Origin of the sequence: Micromonospora sp. R77 (genome assembly GCF_022747945.1) — a bacterium.
Lineage (GTDB): Bacteria > Actinomycetota > Actinomycetes > Mycobacteriales > Micromonosporaceae > Micromonospora.
In genome coordinates this window covers 1,652,334-1,674,196 of sequence record NZ_JALDST010000001.1, presented here as the reverse complement: position 1 = coordinate 1,674,196, position 21,863 = coordinate 1,652,334, and the positions used below count along the sequence as shown (strand labels likewise).

Sequence of the window (21,863 nt, the reverse complement as noted above, 5' to 3'; positions counted from 1 at the left end):
GGGGCGCTGTCGTGTCCGGCGACGGCTCCCGGAGAACTTTTCCGGTCCGCACCCATCCGGTGCGGCGACGGTGCCGAATCACTGACAGAGACAGCGATTCATGACATGGAGGGATCCATCCTGATGCGTACCACCAGGTTCACCGCCGTCGCCGCCGCCGCCGTGTTCGCCCTCGCCGCCGCCGGCTGCGGCAGCGACGGCGGGGACGACACCGCTGCCGCCCCGGCCAGCAGTGCCCCGATGACCAGCAGTGCCCCGATGACCAGCGCGCCGGCCATGATGGACGGTCAGTTCGGCCCCGGCTGCGCCGCCGTACCGACCGACGCGGCCGACCCGGGCAGCTTCGCGGCGATGGCGAAGGTCCCGGTTGCCACCGCCGCCTCCGGCAACCCGCTGCTGAGCACCCTGGTCACCGCCGTCAAGAAGGCCGGCCTGGTCGACTCGCTGAACGGCGCGCCGGCCGCCACCGTCTTCGCTCCGACCAACGACGCCTTCGCCAAGCTGCCCAAGGCCGACCTGGACAAGGTGCTCGCCGACAAGGCGCTGCTGACGAAGGTCCTCACCTATCACGTGGTGCCGGAGAAGCTCGGCCCCGACCAGCTCGCCGGAGCGCACAAGACCCTCCAGGGCGGCGAGGTGACGGTCGCCGGCAGCGGCACCGAGTTCACCGTCGACGGGAAGTCCATGGTCGTCTGCGGCAACGTGCAGACCGCCAACGCGACCGTCTACCTGGTCGACACCGTGCTGATGCCGAAGTCCTGACCGGGTCCGTCGTCCAGAGGAGGTCCACCGTGCGCCGCATCCTCGTACCGGCCGGAGCGGGGCTGCTCGCCGCCGCGGCCGGCGTGGCGGTGGCGGAGCTGCTCGCCACGGCGACCCGCCCGCAGGCGGCACCCCTGGTCGCGGTCGGTGCCACCGTCATCGACGGGGCACCGACCCCGGTCAAGGAGTTCGCGGTCCGCACCTTCGGCACGTACGACAAGCCGTTGCTGCTGGCCGGGATCGGCCTGGCACTGGGGGTGCTGGCCGGCGCGACCGGGGTGCTGGCCCGCCGCCGGGCCCGGTACGGGCTGCTCGGGGCGGCGCTGTTCGGCGCGGTCGGCGTGGCCGCCGCGCTGACCCGACCGACGCCCGGCCGACCGACGCCCTGCCGGCCCTGGCCGGCGCGGCCGTCGCCGCCACCCTGCTGCACCGGCTGCCCCTGCCCGGCCTCACCGACGCGTCGCCGGCCCCGGGTGCGGCCGACATGTCCGGCACGGGCGACCCGTCCGGCACGGGCGGACCGGTCGGGCCGGGCCGGCGGGAGCTGGTCCGCAACGCGGCGCTGGTGGCGGCCGGGACCGCACTGGCCGGGGCCGGTACGGCGGTGCTCCGTCGGGCCGGCGTGGCCGACGCGGCCCGGTCCCGGGCGGCGGTCCGGCTGCCCGCCCCGGCGGACCCGGCCTGGCCGCTGCCGCCGGGCACCGCCCCGGCTTCCACACCCGCACCGCCGACTTCTACCGGGTGGACACCGCGCTGACCGTGCCCCGCCTGGACGTCGACGCCTGGCGGCTGCGGCTGCACGGGATGGTCGACCGGCCGATCGAGCTGACCTTCGCCGACCTGCTCGACCGGGGCCTGATCGAACGGGACGTCACCCTGAGCTGCGTCTCGAACGAGGTCGGCGGCCCGTACGTGGGCACCGCCCGGTGGCTCGGCGCGCCGCTCGCGCCGCTGCTGCGCCGGGCCGGGATCCGGGCCGGCGCGGACCAGCTGGTGGCCCGCTCATCCGAGGGGATGACCATCGGCACCCCGCTGGCCACCGTGCTGGACGGCCGGGACGCGATGCTCGCCGTCGGCATGGACGGTGCGCCCCTGCCGTTCGCGCACGGATTCCCGGTGCGGATGCTCACCCCCGGCGTCTACGGCTACGCGGGCGCCTGCAAGTGGGTCACCGAGCTGGAGGTGTCCACCTTCGACGCGTTCGACGCGTACTGGGTGCGGCGGGGGTGGGCCCGGGACGCGCCGGTGCGGACCGCCTCCCGGATCGACCGGCCGACCCCGTTCGCCCAGCTCGACGCCGGTACGGTCAGCGTCGCCGGGGTGGCCTGGGCGCAGCACCGGGGCATCTCGGCGGTGGAGGTGTCGGTCGACGACGGCCCGTGGCGGCCGGCCCGCCTGCTGCCCACCCCGTCCACCGACACCTGGGTCCAGTGGCGGTACGACTGGCCGGCCCCGGCCGGCGCGCACACCCTGCGGGTACGCGCCACCGACGGCACCGGCGCCACCCAGCCCGAGCAACGCCGCCCGCCGTTCCCGGCCGGCGCCACCGGATGGCACACCATCACCGCCACCGTGCGATAAGGAGGGGCCCTCTGTTAACGCATTCCGTTGTACAGGGGCCCCTTCTTAACGCGCTCAGGCCAGTGAGTTCAACGCGTCGCTCAGTTCGGCGGGGGAGTCGAACTGCTCGGGCGGGAGCGCCATGAGCAGCTGCAACACCTCGGTGCTGGCCCCGTTCTCCTGGCCCCACCGGACCAGGTCCTCGCGGGAGACCGGATAGTCGAGCCCGGCCAGGTACTCCTGCAACTGCACCCCGGTGACGGTCATGCCGGGCGGCTACCCGTTCCGCCGGCCGGCATGCCGGTTTGTCGGAGCAGCGGTCGGGTAGCCCGCCGCATGCTCGTACAGCGGCTCGGCGCGCCGAGCGACTTCGACCCGTTGCTGGCCCGCGTCCGGGACGCCCGGATCGTGATGATCGGCGAAGCCACCCACGGCACGTACGACTACTACCGGCTGCGGGAACAGCTCACCCGACGGCTCATCGCCGAGGAGGGCTTCGACTTCGTGGCGGTGGAGGGGGACTGGCCGGACTGCGACCGGGTGCACCGTTCGGTGGTCGGTGCCCCGGGCGGCGCGGCCGACCCGCAGCTCGCCCTGGAACGCTTCGAACGGTGGCCCACCTGGATGTGGTCCAACGCCGAGGTGGCCCGCTTCACCCGCTGGCTGCGCGCCTGGAACCTGGAACGTCCCGAGGGGCAGCGGGCCGGCTTCCACGGCCTCGACGTCTACAGCCTGTGGGAGTCGATGCAGGCGATCTTCGACTATCTGGGCGAGGAGGATCCGACCTCGCTGGAGGCGGCGCAGGAGGCGTACCGCTGCTTCGAGCCGTACGGGAAGCGGGTCGAGGACTACGGGACGGCCAGCCGCTTCGTCTCCGCCCGCTGCGAGGAGGAGGTGGTACGGCTGCTGGCGCGTACCCGGGAACAGGCCGCGGCGGACGGCCCGGACCGCTTCTCGGCCTGGCAGAACGCGGAGGTGGTGGCCGGCGCGGAACGCTACTACCGGGCGATGGTCGGCGGCGGCCCGGAGTCGTGGAACGTCCGGGACATCCACATGGCCGACACCCTGGACCGGCTGCTGGACCGGTACGGCCCGGAGGCCCGCGGCATCGTCTGGGCGCACAACACGCACGTGGGGGACGCCCGGGCGACCGACATGGCCGCCGACGGCATGGTGAACATCGGCCAGTTGGCCCGGGAGCGGCACGGCCCGGAAACGGTGGCGCTGGTCGGCTTCGGCAGCTACTCGGGGACCGTGGTGGCCGCGCCGCGCTGGGGCTCACCGGCCGAGGCGATGGTGGTCCCGCCGGCCCGGGAGGGTTCGGTGGAGCGGCGGCTGCACGAGCTGATGCCGGAGCAGGCGGTACTGGTCTTCGGCGGCCCGGACCAGCCGGACTGGGTCACCACGCCGACCGACCACCGCGCCATCGGCGTGGTCTACGACCCGAGCTTCGAGTCCTGGGGCAACTACGTCCCCACCCGTCTGGCCGACCGCTACGACGCCTTCATCTGGTGCGACCAGACCACCGCCCTGCACCCGCTCCCCGCCCTCACCACCCCCGGCGAGATGGAGACCTTCCCCGCCGGCGTGTGACGCCCTGTTGGCGGTGATCATGGAGTTGTGGTGCCCGTGAAGTCGCTTTCGCGGCTTTGTCGGGCCACCACAACTCCATGATCGACAGGGTTGGCGGGCAGGGTCAGACGTTGGCGGGTTCGCGGTCGGCCAGGTGGGTGCGGAGGCCTTCGCCCTCCACGTCGACGTTGGGGAGGAGCTTGTCCAGCCAGCGGGGGATCCACCAGGCGGCGGTGTTCAGCAGCGACATGACGGCGGGGACGATGGTCATGCGGACGATGAAGGCGTCGATGGCGACGCCGACCGCGAGCGCGAAGCCCATCGACTTGATCACCGGGTCGTCGAGGAAGACGAAGCCGCTGAACACCGAGATCATGATCAGCGCGGCGGCGGTGACCACCCGGGCGCCGTGCCCCATGCCGTTGATGGTGGCCTGCCGGGCGGTGTCCCCGTGCACGAAGTCCTCCCGCATCCGGGAGACCAGGAAGACCTCGTAGTCCATGGCCAGCCCGAACAGGATGCCGATGAGCAGGATCGGCAGGAAGCTGATCAGCGGGGCGGGGGTGTCCAGCCCCACCAGGTCGGCGAGGTGCCCCTGCTGGAAAACCGCCACGGTGATGCCGAAGGTGGCCGCCACGGTGAGCAGGAAGCCCAGCGCGGCCTTCACCGGCACCAGGATCGAGCGGAACACCAGCATCAGCAGCAGGATGGAGAGCCCCACCACCAGCAGCAGATAGACCGGCAGGGCGTCGGAGAGCTTCTCCGACACGTCGATGCCGATCGCGGTGACGCCGGTCAGCAGCACCTCGGCCCCCGACACGTCGGCGACCTGGCGGCGGATGTCGTGCACCAGCGTCTCGGTGGCCTCGTCGGTCGGGCCGGTCTTCGGGATGACCCCGAGCAGCGCGGTGCGACCGGTCGGGTCCGTCTGCGGCGGGGCCACCGCCAGCACCCCGTCGGTCCGCTGGATCAGCGCCGCGACCTGCGGGACGGCGGCCTGGGTGGCCTGCGGGGAGTCGGCCGTGACGACCACCGCGAGCCGGCCGGTGAAGCCGGGGCCGAAGCCCTCCCGGATCAGGTCGTTGCTGACCCGGGCCGGGCTGCCCTCCGCCGCCGTGGACGCGTCCGGCAGGGCCAGCCGCATGTCCTGCGCGGGCAGCGCGAGCAGCCCGAGCCCGAGCAGGCCGACCAGGATCACCGGGATCCGCAGCTTCGTCACCCAGTGCGCCCAGCGGAAGCCGAAGCCGGAGCGGTCCTCCGAGCCGGTGGCGTCGGACTCGACGGCCTCCCGGCCGCGCAGCTTGCGGGGGAGCACCCGGCGGCCGGCGAAGCCGAGCAGGGCCGGGGCCAGGGTGATCGCGACCAGCACGGCGACGGTGACCGTACCGGCGGCGGCCAGACCCATCACGGTGAGGAACGGGATGTCCACCACCGCGAGACCGGCGAGCGCGATCACCACGGTCGCGCCGGCGAAGACCACGGCGGAGCCGGCCGTGCCGACCGCCCGGCCGACGGCCTCCTCGGGGGAGAGCCCGTCGAGCAGGTTCTGCCGGTGCCGGGAGGTGATGAAGAGCGAGTAGTCGATGCCGACGGCGAGGCCCAGCATCAGGGCCAGGATCGGCGCGGTGCTGGTCAGCTCGACGACGCCGCTGAGCGCGAACAGCCCGGCCATGCCGACACCCACGCCGATCAGCGCGTTCAGCATGGTCATCCCGGCCGCGACCAGCGAGCCGAAGGTGACGACCAGGACGATCGCGGCGACCACCACGCCCAGCGCCTCGGTCGAGCCGACCTCCGGCTCGCCGTTGAGCACCTCACCGCCGGGGGCGATCTGCCACCCCTGCGCCTCGGCCTGCGCGCCGACCCGCTCGTACGCGGTGCGCTGGTCGTCGGTCACGTCGTCGGCCCGGCCGGCGAACTGCACCTGGATCAGCGCGTACCGGCCGTCCGGGGTGAGCGCCTTGACCTGGTACGGGTCGACCGCGCCGACCACGCCGGGCAGGGTGGCCGCCTCCTGGGTGACCTGCTTGACCACCGCCTGCCCCTCGGGGCTGAGCAGTTGGCCGGCCTGTGGAGCCTTGACCGCGATGGTCCCGGTGGCCCCGCTGGCCGCCGGGAAGCGGTCGGCGAGCAGGTCGATCGCGCGCTGCGATTCGGTGCCGGGCATGGTGAAGTTGCTCGCCGTCGGGCCGCGCAGCGTCGCCGCGGCCACGCCGAGGCCGACGAGTACGACGAGCCACACGACGGCGACGAGCCATCGGCGGCGCAACGAGGCCCGGCCGAGCCGGTACAGCAGGGTGGCCATGAAGGTTCCTTTGTCCTCGGGGTCGGAACTGGGTCAGGTGGTGGGTTCGAGCGCGCGACAGGCCACGGCCAGCAGGGCGGGCCGCAACTCGTCGTCGGGGATGTCGAGGAACTCGCCGCAGGTCTCGGCGATCCCGGCGAGGACGACCAGCGCGGCGATCCGCGCCGCCGGCCGGTCGGAGTGGCCGGCGAACGCCGCGACCAGGTGTTCGGAGATCTGCTGGATGTGCGCGAACGCCGGCTGCTGGAGCAGGTCGGGGAACTCGCCGCGGAGCAGCGCGATCTCCCGCCGGAAGCGCACCGCCAGGTCGACGAAGCCCTCGGCGGCGACCCGCTGGGCGTCCGCCGCCGGGCTGGCGGCGATCCGCGCGTCGAGTTCCTCCAGCAGGGCGATGGCGGGTGCCATCAGCTCGCAGAGGAGCGCCTCCTTGTTGGCGAAGTGGTAGAGCACGGTGGCCTTGGAGCAGCCGACCTCGCGGGCGATGTCCTGCAACGAGGTGCCCTTGTAGCCGGTGACGGCGAATCGCCGCCCCGCCGCGGCGAGGATCTCGCCGTGGGTCTCCGGTATCGCACGAGCCATGTCCACCAGCATGCCTGACCGATCGGTCAGCACCTGACCGATCGGTCAGACGGATTGGGTGGCGTTCGCCACAGCGTGGCGGCGGCGGGTCACCTTTCGCCCGCTACAAGTTTGATGACGTGCATGAATCGCGGCCCGTACGACGGCTGATTCAGCTACGTCATCAAACTCGTAGTCACCCCAACCCACCCCGCTACCGGACCGACGTGCGCCTGCGACCCCCCTGCCGGCCCCGGCCGAGCCGGGACGCCGTGCTCGTGCAGAGCCGTGTCTGCCGCCGGACGCGCGGACGTGCCCCAGGCCGGCTCGCCGACCGCCGGTCGTCCGGACCAGGCGGAGATCGACGTCCGAACCGGCTGAGTCCATCGAGAATCGGCGCAGTCCAGCGCCGCTGGATTGGCACTCCGGCGCGGTCGCCGATCCGGCGAGAATCGGCGCATGAGCGAGCTGAGCGACCGGGCCGCCGCGCTGCGTGCGCTGCACCGCCCCGGTGACCCGCTGATCCTCCCCAACGCCTGGGACGCCGGCTCGGCCCGCGCCGTCGTGGCCGCCGGCTTCCCGGCCGTGGCGACGAGCAGCGGTGCGGTCGCCGACGCGCTCGGCCACGCCGACGGCGAGGCCACCCCGGTCGACGAGATGTTCGCCGCGGTGGCCCGGGTCGCCGCGGCCGTCGAGGTCCCGGTCACCGCCGACCTCGAACGGGGGTACGGCCTGCGCCCCGCCGAACTGGTCGAGCGGCTGCTCGGCACCGGCGCGGTGGGCTGCAACATCGAGGACTCCGACCCCCGCACCGGTGCGCTGTACGACCCGCAGGAGCAGGCCGACCTGCTCGCCGGGATCCGGGCGGCGGCCCGGGACGCCGGCGTGGACCTGGTGCTCAACGCCCGGGTGGACGTCCACCTGCAGGCCGCCGGACCGGCCGAGGGTCGGCTCGCCGAGGCGGTCCGCCGGGCCCGCTGCTATCTGGCGGCCGGCGCGGACAGCGTCTATCCGATCGTGCTGGCCGACCCCGACGAGATCCGCACCCTGGTGACCGAGGTGGCCGGCCCGGTGAACGTGCTGGCACGCCCCGGCGCACCGGCCCCAGCCGAGCTGGCCGCCCTCGGCGTGGCCCGGATCAGCTACGGCTCCCGGGTGTACGCCACCGCCCGCGCCCGCGCCGCCGAGCTGCTCGCCGCCATCCGCGCGGGCGCGGATCCGTTCGGCTCCTGAACCACCGTCCGCCGGAGGGGAATCGGGAGTCGTCGCCGCGTCGGGTTGCCTCCGGGTCGACGGGCCGGGAAGGTGGGCGGATGGGTGCCGCTGACGAGACCCGCGACGGGGTGTCACTGACCAACCTGGACCAACCGCTCTTCGACGGGGCCGGGGCGACCAAGCGTGACCTGGTCGACTATCTGGATGCCGTCGGGGAGCGGATCCTGCCCGAGCTGCGGGACCGGCCGCTCTCGGTCGTCCGGGTGCGGCCCGGGCAGGAGCCGTTCATGCAGAAGAACCTGCCGAAGTACACCCCCGACTGGGTGCGCCGCACCTCGGTCTGGGCGGAGGCGTCGCACCGGAGCATCTCGTACGCGCTCTGCGACGATCGCCGGACGCTGCTCTGGTTCGCCAACCAGCGTGCCGTGGAGTACCACCCGACGTTGCGCCGCGCGGGGGAGTCCGACCACCCCACCCACCTGGTGCTCGACCTGGACCCGCCGCCGGGTGACTCGTTCGGGATGGCGGTCCGGGCCGCCCTGCTCGTCCGCCGGGCGCTCACCGACGCCGGCCTGGCCGGGGCGGTGAAGACCAGCGGCGCGAAGGGGGTGCACGTGATCGTGCCGGTGGCACCGGCGACCACCGCCGAGGAGGCGGCAGCCGCCACCCGGGCCCTCGCCGTCCACGCCGAACGGCTCGACCCCGCGCTCGCCACCACCGCGTTCATCGTGGCGGACCGGGGCGGCCGGGTCTTCGTCGACTCGACCCGGGCCCACGGGGCGACGGTGGTGGCCGCGTACAGCCCTCGGGTGCGGCCGGGCACGCCGGTGTCGTACCCGGTGGGCTGGGACGACCTGACCTCGGTGACGCCGGCCGACTTCACCGTACGGACGGTGCCGGCGCTGGTCGCCGAGCGGGACCCGTGGGCGGAGGCGCTGCCCGCGCCGCAGTCCCTGCCGCCCGACCTGGTCGCCGAGGGGCGGACCATCCCGGTGGCCCGGGTGCAGGCCATGCACGAGGGGAAACGCCGGGCGAAGGCCCGCCGCGAGGCCGGCTGACGGTCTCCGCCCGGGATGCGAAGAAGCCCGGACCGACTCGGTCCGGGCTTCTCGCGTCCGGTGCCCCCGGCAGGATTCGAACCTGCGCCCCCGCCTCCGGAGGGCGGTGCTCTATCCCCTGAGCTACGGGGGCTCAGCGACCCGAGAAGAGTAGCAAACCCCCTCCCCGATCACCGAATCGGTATCCGGCGCGCCCCCAACCCCATCCATTTCCGGTGATCATGGGGTTGACGGCAGTAACGGAGATCGACATCGCCGCCAACCTCATGATCATCGAGCTGGGGTCGGGTGGGGTGGGTCAGGCGGCCAGGGGGCGACCGCAGCTGGGGAGGGGGTGCAGGGCGATGCGGCGGGGGAGTCGGCGGGGCCACTCGTTGCGGGGCCAGGAGCCGTCGACGATCAGGTGCACGGTGCGCTCCTCGGCGCCGCTGAGCCGCAGCACGAAGTCGCGGGGCAGCGGCGGGTCCACCGACGGAGTGGTGATCATGAAACGGACCCGCCCCCGGGAGGAGACCGCCGAGATCACGTCGGCCGCCGGCATGGTGCCGCGCAGGCGTACCCGGCCGATCCAGTAGATCTCGGCCTGGTGTTCCTGGGCGGCCCGGGTGATGGCCGGGTACTCCAGGCGTACCCAGCGCTCGACGGCGCCGACGCAGAGCCCGCAGGCCCGCTCCCGGGGCTCGCGCGGACCCAACCCCCAGGCCCGCAGGTACGCCGAGACCGTCCCGGCGTCCATCGCCAGGTCGAAGCGGCGCTGAATGAGGCTGGTCAGGCTCTGTCGCGTCCAGAGCTCCTCGTCCAGGCCGAACTCGTCGGGGTGGACGCCCCGCAGCACGTCGATCAGTTCGAGTTCCTGTTCGCGGCTGAGCGTTCCCGACTCACCCTGCCGCTGTCCGCGACGGACGGCTGCCACCGCCCCGTCACCGCCGATGGTGTGGCGCCGGCACCAACTGGTGACCGAGCGCCCTGCGTCTCTGAGTGCAACCCCCACGTCCTGCGCAACGAGCCCGAATCGCAACTGGTCACGATATGTGGGTAGAAAACTCTCCAAGCAGCTCAATCGGACATACGCCCCAAGGCGGCACGGAGCGGTGCGGGCGGCGGTAGCGAAGGGGCCCGCGTCGCGGACGACGCGGGCCCCTGCCGAGCGGGTGGTACGCGGATCAGCCGCCCAGGCGCTTGAGCGCGGCCTGCAGGTTGGTCAGATCCGTCTGCTGGGTGTTCTTCATGACCTGCGCCACCGCCAGCACGTCCTTGTCGTGCCCCTCGTCCAGGATCCCCTGGATCATGTGGATGCCGCCCAGATGGTGCTGGATCATCATCTGGAGGAAGAGCACGTCGAACGCGCGTCCCTTGGCCTCGCGCAGCTTCGCCATCTGCTCCGGCGTCGCCATGCCCGGCATCAGGCCGTTCCTGACCAGCCCGGCGCCGTCCGGCATCCACGCCATCGCCGGCTGCGTGCCCGTCGGGTCCAACCTCCACGAACGCAGCCAGGTCTGCATGGTGCCGATCTCGCCCTGCTGGCCGGTGGCGATGTCCCCGCCGATCTGCCGTACCTCGGCGTCCTCGCCCTGCTGGAAGGCCATCAGCCCCATCGCCACCGCCTGGGCGTGGTGGGTGCTCATGTCCCGGGCGAAGCCCGCCTCGGCGGAGTTCTCGCCCGGCCGGGTGAACGTCGGCGTGAGCAGACCGCCCGCGTACCCCAGGAGGAGGCCGACCACGACGGCGGCGGCCAGCGCGAGCGTGCCGAACCGGCGCACGGAGCCCCGGCCACCGTCGTCGGTGGCCGGTGTCTCCTCCGGCGCGCTCTCCGTCACGGGAGCAGCGGTCATCGTGATGTCCTTACTGCTGGACCGGCTGGTCGCCCATCTGGTCGCCCAGATCACGCGGGGTGGTGCCGGTGGCGGTGACGCCCTGGGCGCAGTTGGCGTTCGGGCCCTCGATGGAGGCGTTGACCCGGAGGGTCTTGATGAACTCGTCGATCCGGCCGTCGTCGGCGTTGTCGACCTTCAGCTGGAAGCCCCAGGCCTGCAGCGAGATCGGCTTGTCCAGCCCCTCGAACGGGCTGAGCATCAGCTTCTCCTTGCCCTGCACCTTGGCCTTCAGCTTGGCCACCTGGTCGGCCGGCAGGTCCGGACGGTAGGTGATCCAGACGGTGCCGTGCTCCAGGCTGTGCACCGCGTGCTCGTTGGCGATCGGGGCGTCGTAGACGTCGCCCATGCAGTTCTGCCAGGCGGCGTTGTGCGGGCCGGCGACCGGCGGGAGCACCGAGTACTTGATCGGGCCCGGCTGGTGGTTGCCGCCCTTGACCAGGTCCTTGTCCTTCTTGCGGAAGTCGACGATGCCGTCGATGGCGTCGGCCCGCTTGTCCCACGGCTTGGAGCCCTGGACCGCGGCGTACGCGCCGTACCCGATGATGCCGGCGGCGAGCACACCGACCGCGACGAAGAGGGCGATCGGACCCCAGTTGCGGCCCTGGCTCACCTTGACCGGCGTGATCGGCTTGCGGCCCTTGCCGCCCCCGGCCTGCCGTGGCGTGCCCTTGCCGGCCTTGTCGCCGGACGGCTTGTCGGCAGCGGCGGGCCGGCCGGCGGCCGGCTTCTTGCCGGTGCTGACCACGGTCGGGCGGCGTTCCGGGCCGCCCGGGGTGCTGATGCTCATCGGGCCTCGTCAGGTCGGTCGGTCAGGGGAGCCGGCGGGCCTGTTCACATGCTGGGTCGCCGCCGCGGTGCCCGAGTCTACCCCCGATAACATGGTTCGGTGACTCCCGCAGAACTCGCCGAGGTCGTCCTCTCCGCAGCCCACGCCGTCTTCACCGACCGGGGGCTGGACAGCTCCGCGCTGCCCGCGCAGACGGTCGTCGAGCGGCCCCGCAACCCCGAGCACGGCGACTACGCCTCGACGCTGGCGCTCCAGCTCAGCAAGAAGGTGGGCGTCCCGCCGCGGGAGCTGGCCACCGCGCTGGCCGAGCAGCTCGGCCGGGCGCCGGGGATCAAGTCGGTGGAGATCGCCGGCCCGGGCTTCCTCAACATCCGGCTCGACGCGGCCGCCGCCGGGCAGCTCGCCAAGGTGATCGTGGAGGCCGGCCCGGAGTACGGCCGCAGCGACACCCTCGCCGGCCAGAAGATCAACCTGGAGTTCGTCTCGGCGAACCCGACCGGGCCGGTGCACATCGGCGGGGTCCGCTGGGCGGCCGTCGGCGACGCGCTCAGCCGGCTGCTCCGCGCCACCGGCGCCGACGTGGGGACCGAGTACTACTTCAACGACGCCGGCTCGCAGATCGACCGCTTCGCCCGGTCCCTGCTCGCCGCCGCGAAGGGTGAGCCGGCCCCCGAGGACGGCTACGGCGGGGCGTACATCGCCGAGATCGCCACCGAGGTGCGCAACCGCCGGCCGGACGTGCTGGAGCTCGGCGACGACGCCGCCCAGGAGGTGTTCCGGGTCGAGGGCGTGCAGCTGATGTTCACCGAGATCAAGTCCTCGCTGCGCGACTTCGGCGTCGAGTTCGACACCTACTTCAACGAGAAGGACCTGCACGACCGGGGCGAGCTGGACCAGGCCCTCGCCCGGCTCCGCGAGCAGGGGCACGTCTTCGAGTCCGACGGGGCGACCTGGCTGCGCACCACCGACTTCGGCGACGACAAGGACCGGGTGCTGCGCAAGTCCAACGGCGAATGGACCTACTTCGCCGCCGACTGCGCCTACTACCTCGACAAGCGCGAGCGCGGCTTCGACCGGGTCGTGATCATGCTGGGCGCCGACCACCACGGCTACATCGGCCGGATGAAGGCGATGGCGGCGTGCTTCGGCGACGACCCGGAGCGCAACCTGGAAATCCTCATCGGCCAGCTGGTCAACCTGGTCCGCGACGGCGCCCCGGTCCGGATGAGCAAGCGGGCCGGCACCGTGGTCACCCTGGAGGACCTGGTCGACGCGATCGGGGTGGACGCCTCCCGCTACGCGCTGGCCCGCTACTCCAGCGACTCGCCGATCGACATCGACGTGGAGCTGTGGACCCGGGCCACCCGCGACAACCCCGTCTACTACGTCCAGTACGTCGCGGCCCGGACCGCCAGCGTCGGGCGCAACGCCGCCGAGGTGGGGCTGACCCGGGGGGACGCCGCCGACTTCCACGCCGAGCTGCTCTCCCACGAGAAGGAGAACGAGCTGCTCAAGGCGCTCGCCGAGTTCCCGGCCGTGGTCGCCACGGCGGCGGAGCTGCGCGGGCCGCACCAGGTCGCCCGCTACCTGGAGCGGCTGGCCGGGGCCTACCACCGGTTCTACGACAACTGCCGGATCCTGCCGCGCGGCGACGAGGAGGTCACCGACCTGCACCGGGCCCGGCTCTGGCTGAACGACGCCACCCGGGTGGTCATCGCCAACGGGCTGCGCCTGCTGGGCGTCTCCGCCCCCGAGAGGATGTGACCGTTCGTGCGAGCGCGAGGAGTGAGCTTGCGAGCCCCGCAGTCGCGAAGCGGAGGTAGCTGATGCGTGCGCATGAAGCCGGGGCGCTGCACGGTGACATCGGCAGCCGGCCGCCGTGGCTGCGGCCCCCGGGCGACGTCAACGCCCTGGTGCCGCAGCTCTGGCCGCAGCACGTCACCCGGGGCGCCGACGGCGCGCTCACCGTCGCGGGGCTCGACGTCCGCGACCTCGCCGCCGAGTACGGCACCCCGGTGTACGTCCTGGACGAGGACGACCTGCGGTCGCGCTGCCGCGACTTCCGGGCCGCCTTCCCGGACGCCGACGTCTACTACGCGGGCAAGGCGTTCCTCTGCCGCGCGGTGGTCCGGATGATCGCCGAGGAGGGCATGTTCCTCGACGTCTGCACCGGTGGCGAGCTGGCCACCGCGCTGTCGGCGGGGATGCCGGCGGAGCGGATCGGCTTCCACGGCAACAACAAGTCCGTGGCCGAGCTGGGCCGGGCGCTGGACGCCGGGGTGGGCCGGATCATCCTCGACTCGTTCACCGAGATCGACCGGCTCACCGCGCTGGCCCGCGAGCGCGGCGTCCGCCCCCGGGTGCTGATCCGGGTCACCGTCGGCGTGGAGGCGCACACCCACGAGTTCATCGCCACCGCCCACGAGGACCAGAAGTTCGGCTTCTCGCTCGCCGGTGGGGCGGCCGCCGCGGCGGCCTTCAAGGTCATCGACTCCGGCGTGCTGGAGCTGCGCGGGCTGCACTCGCACATCGGGTCGCAGATCTTCGACACCAGCGGCTTCGAGGTCTCCGCCCGCCGGGTGCTGGCCCTCCAGGCGCAGATCCGCGACGCGCGCGGGGTGGAGCTGCCCGAGCTGGACCTGGGCGGCGGCTTCGGCATCGCGTACACCACGCAGGACGACCCGGCCACGCCGCACGAGCTGGCCAAGCGGCTCCGCAAGATCGTCGACGGCGAGTGCGCGGCCGAGCAGCTGGCCGTACCGCACCTGTCGATCGAGCCGGGTCGGGCCATCGTCGGGCCGGCCGTGTTCACCCTCTACGAGGTCGGCACGGTGAAGGACCTCGACGGGCTGCGGACGTACGTGAGCGTCGACGGCGGGATGAGCGACAACATCCGGACCGCGCTCTACGACGCGTCGTACTCGGCGACGGTGGCCAGCCGGGCCTCGGCGGCCGAGCCGCTGCTCGCCCGCGTGGTGGGAAAGCACTGTGAGTCCGGGGACATCGTGGTGAAGGATGAATTCCTGCCCGCCGACGTGCAGCCCGGAGATCTTGTCGCGGTGCCCGGCACCGGGGCGTACTGCCGGAGCATGGCCAGCAACTACAACCATGTCCCGCGGCCCCCGGTCGTCGCCGTCCGCGACGGTCGGGCGCGTCTGATCGTCCGGCGGGAAACCGAAGAAGACCTGCTCGCATTGGATGTCGGATGACCTCACCTGTCCGCTTGGCGTTGCTCGGCTGCGGCACGGTCGGCAGCGACGTGGTACGCCTGCTGCACGAGCAGTCGGCCGATCTCGCCGCCCGCATCGGCGCCCCGCTGGAGATCGCCGGGATCGCCGTCCGTCGGGTCGGCCGGGACCGGGGCGACCTGCCGGTGGACCCGGCCCTGTTCACCACCGACCCGCTCGGGCTGATCAAGCGGGACGACGTGGACGTCGTGGTGGAGATGGTCGGCGGCATCGAGCCGGCCCGCACCTGGCTGGTGGAGGCGCTGCGCGCCGGCAAGAGCGTGGTCACCGCGAACAAGGCGCTGCTCGCCGAGGACGGCGCTTCGCTGCACGACGCGGCCGCCGAGGGCAGCGCCGATCTCTACTACGAGGCCAGCGTCGCCGGGGCGATCCCGCTGCTGCGCCCGCTGCGCGAGTCGCTGCACGGGGACCGGATCAACCGGGTCACCGGCATCGTGAACGGCACCACCAACTTCATCCTCTCCGCGATGGACGCCACCGGCGCCGGCTTCGCCGAGGCGCTGGAGGAGGCCACCGAGCTGGGGTACGCCGAGGCGGACCCGACCGCCGACGTGGAGGGCTTCGACGCCGCCGCGAAGGCCGCCATCCTCGCCTCGCTGGCCTTCCACACCCGGGTGACCGCCGCCGACGTGCACCGCGAGGGCATCACCGAGGTGACCGCCGCCGACGTGGCCAGCGCCAAGGCGATGGGCTGCACCATCAAGCTGCTCTGCATCGCCGCCCGGGGCACCGACGGTCAGGGCGGCGAGACGGTCAGCGTCCGGGTGCACCCGGCGATGATCCCGCTCGGCCACCCCCTGGCCAGTGTCGGCGACGCGTTCAACGCCGTCTTCGTCGAGGCGGAGGCGGCCGGTGAGTTGATGTTCTACGGCCGGGGCGCGGGCGGCGCACCGACCGCCAGCGCCGTCCTCGGCGACGTGGTGGCGGTGGCCCGCAACCGGCTCGCGGGCGTGCACGCGGCCAGCGAGTCCGCGTACGCCGACCTGGCGGTGCGGCCGATGGGCGAGGCGCTGACCCGCTACCACATCAGCCTCGACGTGGCCGACCGGCCGGGTGTGCTGGCCGCCGTGGCGGGCGTCTTCGCCCGGCACGACGTATCGATCGCCACCGTGCGGCAGGGCCCCGCGGGCGGCGGGCCGGCCGGTCGGGGCGACGACGCCGATCTGGTCATCGTCACCCACGTGGCACCGGACGCCGCGCTCGCGGCCACCGTACGTGAGCTGCGTGGCCTGGACATCGTCCGCTCGGTGGCGAGCGTGCTGCGGGTCGAGGGCGGGGCGTAGCCTTCCGTCCCGCCTGATGGTTATCCACAGGTGTGCCGGTGGGCGGTGCGGAAGGCTGGTCCACGCTTGGTGGACGACACAGCCGCAAGAGGCGAGGAGAGCGACATGTGGCGGGGCCTGATCGAGACGTACCGGGACCGGCTGCCGGTCACCGCCGCCACTCCCGTCGTCACCCTGCACGAGGGGAACACCCCGCTGCTGCCGGCCCCGGTGCTCTCCGCCCGGCTCGGCTGCGACGTCTACCTGAAGGTCGAGGGCGCCAACCCGACCGGCTCGTTCAAGGACCGGGGGATGACCGTCGCCGTCTCCAAGGCGGTCGAGGCGGGCAACAAGGCGATCATCTGCGCCTCCACCGGCAACACCAGCGCCTCCGCCGCGGCGTACGCGGCCCGGGCCGGGATCACCTGCGCGGTGCTGGTGCCGCAGGGCAAGATCGCGCTGGGCAAGCTGGCCCAGGCGCTGGTGCACGGCGCCAAGCTGCTCCAGGTCCAGGGGAACTTCGACGACTGCCTGGGGCTGGCCGGCAAGCTCGCCCAGGACTACCCGGTGGCCCTGGTCAACTCGGTCAACATCGACCGGCTGCACGGGCAGAAGACCGCCGCCTTCGAGATCGTCGAGGCGCTCGGTGACGCGCCGGACATCCACTGCCTGCCGGTCGGCAACGCCGGCAACGTCTCCGCCTACTGGATGGGCTACTCGGAGGACCTGCACGAGGGCAACGCCACGAAGGCCCCGAAGATGTACGGCTTCCAGGCCGCCGGGGCCGCGCCGATCGTCACCGGCCAGGTGGTGCACGAGCCGTCCACCATCGCCACCGCGATCCGGATCGGCAATCCGGCGAGCTGGACCAAGGCCGTCGACGCCCGGGACGCCTCGCAGGGCCTGATCGCCGCGGTCACCGACCGGGAGATCCTGTCGGCGTACCGGCTGCTGGCCCGCGAGGTCGGCGTCTTCGTCGAGCTGGGCAGCGCGGCCAGCGTGGCCGGGCTGCTCCAGCAGGCCGCCGCCGGCCGGGTCCCCGCCGGCTCGACGGTGGTCTGCACGGTCACCGGCCACGGCCTCAAGGACCCGGAGTGGGCCATCTCCACCGCCCCCGCCCCGGTCACCATCGCCAACGACCCCTTGGCCGCCGCCCGCTCCCTAGACCTCGCCTAACCCGACCCCCCGAGCCTCCCACCCCACCCCACCCCACCCGCGTCGCCTCCCGTCCGGCGCGGTGATCATGGGGTTGGCTGGGTCGGCATGCGCTTTCCCGACCGCTAACTCCATGATCGACGCGTGGACCGGGGTGGGGTGGGGTGGGGAGTGCGCGGGTGGTGGGGCCGGATGGGGCAGCGGGGGTGGGCGGGAGTGGGGAAGATCGGGTCCGGCATGCTTTGCATACCCCGTAGACCCTTTCCCTCAGGAGTGAGTCACGCCGATGTCGCTGCTCGCCAGGTTCAGCCTCCTCAACCGAGGGCTGGTCGCCCTCATCGCGCTGGTGGTCACGGCGTTCGGCGTGTACGCCGTACCGTCGCTGAAGCAGCAGCTCCTGCCGTCGCTGGAGTTCCCCGCCGCCTTCATCGTGGCCGGCTACCCGGGTGCCGCGCCGGAGATCGTCGAGTCGCAGGTCACCGAGCCGATCGAGAACAGCCTCCAGGGCATCCCCGGCCTGGAGAAGGTCACCTCGACCTCCCGTGAGGGCTCCACCACGGTCACCGTCCAGTACGAGTTCGGCACCGACCTGGACGACGTGGTCAACAAGATGCAGACCGCGCTGAACCGGATCGACGCGCAGCTGCCCGAGGGGGTCGACCCGCAGGTCCTGGCCGGCAGCACCGACGACCTGCCCGCCGTGGTGGTCGCCGCGACCGGCGGGGACGACGAGCGCGCACTGGCGGAGAAGCTGCGCCGGACCGTCGTACCCGAGCTGGAGGGACTGGACGGGGTCCGGACGGTCGACGTGACCGGCACCCGCGACCAGGTCGTGGTGGTCACCCCCGACCCGGCGAAGCTCGCCGCCGCCCGGCTCGCGCCCACCGCGCTGGCCCAGGCGCTCAAGACCAACGGCGTGGCGCTCCCGGCCGGCGCGGTCGCCGACGGCAGCCGCTCGCTGCCGGTGCAGGTGGGCACCCCGATCCGCACCGTGGACGACCTGCGCGGCATCGTCGTCAGCACCGCCCCGGCGGCCCCGCTGCGCCTCGGCGACGTGGCCGAGGTGAAGCAGGAACTGGCCCCGGCCACCGCGCTCACCCGCACCAACGGCAAGCCCAGCCTCGGCATCGCGGTCACCGCGACCCCGGACGGCAACGCCGTGCAGATCTCGCACGAGATCCGCGACCGGCTGGACGACCTGAAGGCCGCCTCCGGCGCGGAGCTGACCGTCGTGTTCGACCAGGCCCCGTTCGTCGAGCGGTCCATCGAGAGCCTGACCACCGAGGGCCTGCTCGGCCTGCTGATGGCCGTCGTGGTGATCCTGGTCTTCCTGCTCAGCGTCCGCTCCACGCTGGTCACCGCGGTCTCCATCCCGCTGTCGGTGCTGGTCGCGCTGATCGCGCTCTGGGCCGGTGACTACTCGCTCAACCTGCTCACCCTCGGCGCGCTGACCATCGCCGTCGGCCGGGTGGTCGACGATTCCATCGTGGTGCTGGAGAACATCAAACGGCACCTGGAGTACGGCGAGCCGAAGCGGGACGCCATCCTCACCGCCGTCCGTGAGGTGGCCGGCGCGGTGACCGCCTCGACCCTGACCACGGTGGCCGTCTTCGCGCCGATCGCGCTGGTCGGCGGCTTCGTCGGCCAGCTCTTCGCGCCGTTCGCGATCACCGTCACGGTGGCCCTGCTCGCCTCGCTGCTGGTCTCGCTGACCGTCATCCCGGTGCTCGCGTACTGGTTCCTGAGGCCGCGCCGGGCCGGTGCCGGCGACGACGTCGCCCGCCGGGCCGCCGAGAAGGAGCTGCGCAGCCCGTTGCAGCGGGCGTACCTGCCGGCGATCGGGTTCGCCACCGGGTCCCGGAAGACCCGCTGGATCACCGTCGGGCTGGGGCTGCTCGTGCTGTTCGGCACCTTCGGGCTGGCGCAGAAGCTGGAGACCAACTTCCTGGACGACTCCGGTCAGGACACCCTGACCATCCGCCAGGAGCTGCCCGCCGGGACCGGCCTGGCCGGCACAGACCAGGCCGCCGCGAAGGTCGAGCAGGTGCTCGGGCGGACCGACGGCGTGCGGACGTACCAGGTGAGCGCGGGCGGCAGCGACCAGCCGTGGGCGGGTGGCGGCGGCAACAACACCGCCACCTTCAACGTGGCCCTCGACGAGGACAGCGACGCCGCCGCGGTGAAGCGGAAGCTGCGTACGGAGTTCGACGCGCTCGGCCCGGAGGTCGGCGAGCTGAGCTTCGGCGCGGGGCAGGGCGGGGCGTCGGCCAACCAGCTCGAGGTGGTCGTGCAGGCCGCCGACCCGGAGACGCTGACCCGCGCCACCGAGGCCGCCCGCGACGCGATGGCCGGTACGCCGGACGTCGAGGACGTCGCCACCACGCTGGCCGACCGGGTGCCCCGGGTCGACGTCACCGTCGACCGGGTCGCCGCGGCCCGGGTGGGGCTGAGCGAGGCGGCCGTGGGGCAGATCGTCGCGCAGGCGTACCGGGGTGCGCCGCTCGGGCAGGTCGCCCTGGACGGCACGGTGCAGAACGTGGTGCTGCGTGGGGGTGGCCGGCCGCCGCTGACCGTGGCGGAGCTGCGCGCCCTGCCGGTGGGCCCGGTCAAGCTGGACGACATCGCCGACGTCGCCCAGGTCGACGGGCCGCAGCAGGTGACCCGGATCGACGGCGAGCGCAGCGTCTCCGTCACCGGTACGGCCACCGGCTCGAACCTCGGTGCCACCACCGCCGAGCTGCAGAAGCGCCTCGACGACCTGGACGTGCCGGGGGCGACGTTCACGGTGGGCGGGGTGAGCGCCGACCAGAAGGACGCCTTCGCCGACCTGGGGCTGGCGGTGCTGGCCGCGATCGCGATCGTCTTCCTGATCATGGTGGGTACGTTCCGCAGCCTGAGCCAGGCGCTGATCCTGCTGATCTCCATCCCGTTCGCGGCGACCGGTGCGATCGGGCTGCTGCTGGCCACCGGCACGCCGCTCGGCGTCCCGGCGCTGATCGGCGTGCTGATGCTGGTCGGCATCGTGGTCACCAACGCGATCGTGCTGCTCGACCTGATCAACCAGTACCGGGCGCAGGGGATGGGCGTCACCGAGGCGGTGGTCGAGGGCGGCCGGCGTCGGCTGCGGCCGATCCTGATGACCGCGGTGGCGACGATCTTCGCGTTGCTGCCGATGGCGTTCGGCCTCACCGGCGAGGGCGGCTTCATCTCGCAGCCGCTGGCCGTGGTGGTGATCGGCGGCCTGCTCAGCTCGACGCTGCTGACGCTGATCCTGGTGCCGACGCTCTACACGATGGTGGAACGTACGAAGGAGTCGCTGCGACAGCGGCGGGCCCGGCGTACCGGTGCGACCACGCCGCCGTCGACGCCGGTGGCCGTACCCACGGCATCCGCCGCGCCGGCCGCACCGGCCGATCGGCCCGCGGCGGCCGCGGCGGACGGTCCGGTCGCGGAGCCGCCGGCCCGGCCCTCCGCGGCCCTGGTCGACGGTACGGACCAGTTCGAGGTGCTGCGCCTGCCCCGGAGTCGTCAATCCCCGTTGCCGCCGGCGGAGTGACGCCCGGTTCCCGCGCCCCGGTGCGGGGTCGGGCCACCCGGCGTCGGGTGTCCGACTCCGCACCGTGTGCGAGCCGACACATAATGTGGGGTGTCGGTTCGCCCCGCACCGGGCGGGCCTCCGGAGCGGGAGCTGAGCCATGGGGGAACGCACGGGCCGGTGGGGTAGACGTTCACTGCTGCGCGCCGCCGGGCTGCTCACCGGCGGCGCCGCCGTCGGTGCCGCCGCCACCGCGGAGACGGCCTGGATCGCCGACCGCCGCCTCCCGATCAGCGGCGGACCGGCGAGCGCCACCCTGGGCAACCACCAGCAGGACGTGGGCGGCGGCCTGGTCGAGGTCGCCTGGGGGGTACGCACCGACGAGCGCCTGATCGCCCTCACCTTCGACGACGGCCCGCTGCCACAGTGGACCCCGATGGTGCTGGACACCCTCGACCGGTACGCCGTACCGGCCACCTTCTTCCTGGTCGGCTCCCGGGCCCGGCAGCACGCCGGACTGCTGCGCGGCCGGCTGGACCGGCACGAGGTGGGCAACCACAGCTGGGTCCACCACGACCTGGCCCGCCTCGACGCCCACGGCGCGTACGACGACCTGCGCCGCAGTCACGACGCCATCGTGGCGGCGACGGGCCGGGTGCCCAGGCTGTTCCGCCCGCCCTGGGGGCACCTGGGCGGTGCCGCGCTGCACGCCGCCGCCCGCCTGAACTACCGGCTGGTGCTCTGGACGCTGCAGATGGTCGAGGGGCAGTTCCCGCACGACCCGGCCGGGCACGCCCGCCGGATCGTCGCCGACGTCCGGCCCGGCACGATCCTGCTGGGCCACGACGTCGGCACCGACGACCGCCTGGTGGCGCTCCGTGGGCTGCCCGACATGATCACCGGGCTGCGCGACCGGGGCTACACCTTCGTGACCGTCTCCCACCTGCTCGGTCGCGCCGCGTCGGTGTGAGC

Annotated in this window: 16 protein-coding genes, 1 tRNA gene and 1 pseudogene; 11 read left to right on the top strand and 7 right to left on the bottom strand. The window is 73.1% G+C overall.

Features of this window, described 5'->3' with window-relative positions; genetic code table 11:
* The first annotated feature begins 123 nt into the window (after nucleotides 1-123).
* Both MRQ36_RS07600 and MRQ36_RS07595 read left to right on the top strand, forming a co-directional pair.
* Nucleotides 124-762: a fasciclin domain-containing protein gene (locus MRQ36_RS07600; protein ID WP_242794155.1), complete on the top strand. Its 639-nt coding sequence runs from the start codon at nucleotides 124-126 to the stop codon at nucleotides 760-762.
* 29 nt (nucleotides 763-791) lie between these two features.
* A pseudogene (locus MRQ36_RS07595) lies at nucleotides 792-2,343 on the top strand (molybdopterin-dependent oxidoreductase).
* 54 nt (nucleotides 2,344-2,397) lie between these two features.
* Here the strand turns inward: MRQ36_RS07595 and MRQ36_RS07590 are convergent.
* Complete coding sequence (locus MRQ36_RS07590; RefSeq protein WP_242794154.1) at nucleotides 2,398-2,589, bottom strand: DUF2795 domain-containing protein; 192 nt, start codon at nucleotides 2,587-2,589, stop codon at nucleotides 2,398-2,400.
* Between the two features lie 69 nt (nucleotides 2,590-2,658).
* On the opposite strand from MRQ36_RS07590, the gene MRQ36_RS07585 reads away from it, so the two are divergent.
* On the top strand, nucleotides 2,659-3,915 hold the full coding sequence (locus tag MRQ36_RS07585; RefSeq protein ID WP_242794153.1) for an erythromycin esterase family protein: 1,257 nt from the start codon (nucleotides 2,659-2,661) through the stop codon (nucleotides 3,913-3,915).
* Between the two features lie 103 nt (nucleotides 3,916-4,018).
* Here MRQ36_RS07585 and MRQ36_RS07580 read toward each other — a convergent pair whose 3' ends face one another.
* Nucleotides 4,019-6,199 (bottom strand): MMPL family transporter, encoded by a 2,181-nt coding sequence (locus tag MRQ36_RS07580; protein WP_242794152.1) that lies wholly within the window; start codon nucleotides 6,197-6,199, stop codon nucleotides 4,019-4,021.
* 33 nt (nucleotides 6,200-6,232) lie between these two features.
* Nucleotides 6,233-6,778, bottom strand: a complete 546-nt coding sequence (locus MRQ36_RS07575) for a TetR/AcrR family transcriptional regulator (protein ID WP_242794151.1) — start codon at nucleotides 6,776-6,778, stop codon at nucleotides 6,233-6,235.
* Between the two features lie 438 nt (nucleotides 6,779-7,216).
* Between MRQ36_RS07575 and MRQ36_RS07570 the strand changes: the two genes are divergently transcribed.
* Both MRQ36_RS07570 and ligD read left to right on the top strand, forming a co-directional pair.
* Complete coding sequence (locus MRQ36_RS07570) at nucleotides 7,217-7,990, top strand: isocitrate lyase/phosphoenolpyruvate mutase family protein (RefSeq protein ID WP_242794150.1); 774 nt, start codon at nucleotides 7,217-7,219, stop codon at nucleotides 7,988-7,990.
* A gap of 80 nt (nucleotides 7,991-8,070) precedes the next feature.
* Nucleotides 8,071-9,030: a non-homologous end-joining DNA ligase gene (gene ligD / locus MRQ36_RS07565; protein ID WP_242794149.1), complete on the top strand. Its 960-nt coding sequence runs from the start codon at nucleotides 8,071-8,073 to the stop codon at nucleotides 9,028-9,030.
* A gap of 61 nt (nucleotides 9,031-9,091) precedes the next feature.
* Here ligD and MRQ36_RS07560 read toward each other — a convergent pair.
* The 4 genes from MRQ36_RS07560 to MRQ36_RS07545 form a co-directional block, all read right to left on the bottom strand.
* Nucleotides 9,092-9,163 (bottom strand) — tRNA-Arg (locus tag MRQ36_RS07560).
* A 165-nt stretch (nucleotides 9,164-9,328) separates the two neighbouring features.
* On the bottom strand, nucleotides 9,329-10,021 hold the full coding sequence (locus tag MRQ36_RS07555; protein ID WP_242800912.1) for a winged helix-turn-helix domain-containing protein: 693 nt from the start codon (nucleotides 10,019-10,021) through the stop codon (nucleotides 9,329-9,331).
* Nucleotides 10,022-10,193: 172 nt separating this feature from the next.
* Entirely contained in the window at nucleotides 10,194-10,862 is a 669-nt protein-coding gene (locus MRQ36_RS07550; protein ID WP_242794148.1) for a DUF305 domain-containing protein, read from the bottom strand.
* 10 nt (nucleotides 10,863-10,872) lie between these two features.
* A complete protein-coding gene (locus MRQ36_RS07545; RefSeq protein WP_242794147.1) occupies nucleotides 10,873-11,691 on the bottom strand; it encodes a DUF3105 domain-containing protein in 819 nt (272 codons plus the stop codon).
* A gap of 99 nt (nucleotides 11,692-11,790) precedes the next feature.
* Here MRQ36_RS07545 and argS point away from each other — a divergent pair, with 99 nt between their 5' ends.
* From argS to MRQ36_RS07515, 6 genes are all read left to right on the top strand, one after another.
* A complete protein-coding gene (gene argS / locus MRQ36_RS07540) occupies nucleotides 11,791-13,455 on the top strand; it encodes an arginine--tRNA ligase (protein WP_242794146.1) in 1,665 nt (554 codons plus the stop codon).
* A gap of 62 nt (nucleotides 13,456-13,517) precedes the next feature.
* Nucleotides 13,518-14,900: a diaminopimelate decarboxylase gene (gene lysA, locus MRQ36_RS07535; RefSeq protein ID WP_242794145.1), complete on the top strand. Its 1,383-nt coding sequence runs from the start codon at nucleotides 13,518-13,520 to the stop codon at nucleotides 14,898-14,900.
* Entirely contained in the window at nucleotides 14,897-16,222 is a 1,326-nt protein-coding gene (locus MRQ36_RS07530; RefSeq protein WP_242794144.1) for a homoserine dehydrogenase, read from the top strand. The genes lysA and MRQ36_RS07530 overlap by 4 nt, the downstream gene beginning before the upstream one ends.
* Before the next feature lie 105 nt (nucleotides 16,223-16,327).
* Nucleotides 16,328-17,377, top strand: coding sequence for a threonine synthase (gene thrC, locus MRQ36_RS07525; protein ID WP_242794143.1), 1,050 nt, complete (start codon nucleotides 16,328-16,330; stop codon nucleotides 17,375-17,377).
* Nucleotides 17,378-17,642: 265 nt separating this feature from the next.
* Nucleotides 17,643-20,912 carry an efflux RND transporter permease subunit gene (locus tag MRQ36_RS07520; protein WP_242794142.1) on the top strand — a complete coding sequence of 1,090 codons (3,270 nt, stop codon included), beginning with the start codon at nucleotides 17,643-17,645 and terminating at the stop codon, nucleotides 20,910-20,912.
* A 139-nt stretch (nucleotides 20,913-21,051) separates the two neighbouring features.
* A complete protein-coding gene (locus MRQ36_RS07515) occupies nucleotides 21,052-21,861 on the top strand; it encodes a polysaccharide deacetylase family protein (protein WP_242794141.1) in 810 nt (269 codons plus the stop codon).
* Nucleotides 21,862-21,863: the final 2 nt, after the last annotated feature.

Coding starts and splice junctions, on each gene's coding strand:
- MRQ36_RS07585 (WP_242794153.1), top strand. CDS start 2,659: ATGCTCGTACAGCGGCTCGGCGCGCCGAGCGACTTCGACCCGTTGCTG.
- MRQ36_RS07520 (WP_242794142.1), top strand. CDS start 17,643: ATGTCGCTGCTCGCCAGGTTCAGCCTCCTCAACCGAGGGCTGGTCGCC.
- MRQ36_RS07590 (WP_242794154.1), bottom strand. CDS start 2,589: ATGACCGTCACCGGGGTGCAGTTGCAGGAGTACCTGGCCGGGCTCGAC.
- MRQ36_RS07545 (WP_242794147.1), bottom strand. CDS start 11,691: ATGAGCATCAGCACCCCGGGCGGCCCGGAACGCCGCCCGACCGTGGTC.
- MRQ36_RS07600 (WP_242794155.1), top strand. CDS start 124: ATGCGTACCACCAGGTTCACCGCCGTCGCCGCCGCCGCCGTGTTCGCC.
- MRQ36_RS07580 (WP_242794152.1), bottom strand. CDS start 6,199: ATGGCCACCCTGCTGTACCGGCTCGGCCGGGCCTCGTTGCGCCGCCGA.
- MRQ36_RS07550 (WP_242794148.1), bottom strand. CDS start 10,862: ATGACCGCTGCTCCCGTGACGGAGAGCGCGCCGGAGGAGACACCGGCC.
- MRQ36_RS07530 (WP_242794144.1), top strand. CDS start 14,897: ATGACCTCACCTGTCCGCTTGGCGTTGCTCGGCTGCGGCACGGTCGGC.
- lysA (WP_242794145.1), top strand. CDS start 13,518: ATGCGTGCGCATGAAGCCGGGGCGCTGCACGGTGACATCGGCAGCCGG.
- thrC (WP_242794143.1), top strand. CDS start 16,328: ATGTGGCGGGGCCTGATCGAGACGTACCGGGACCGGCTGCCGGTCACC.
- ligD (WP_242794149.1), top strand. CDS start 8,071: ATGGGTGCCGCTGACGAGACCCGCGACGGGGTGTCACTGACCAACCTG.
- MRQ36_RS07570 (WP_242794150.1), top strand. CDS start 7,217: ATGAGCGAGCTGAGCGACCGGGCCGCCGCGCTGCGTGCGCTGCACCGC.
- MRQ36_RS07575 (WP_242794151.1), bottom strand. CDS start 6,778: ATGGCTCGTGCGATACCGGAGACCCACGGCGAGATCCTCGCCGCGGCG.
- MRQ36_RS07515 (WP_242794141.1), top strand. CDS start 21,052: ATGGGGGAACGCACGGGCCGGTGGGGTAGACGTTCACTGCTGCGCGCC.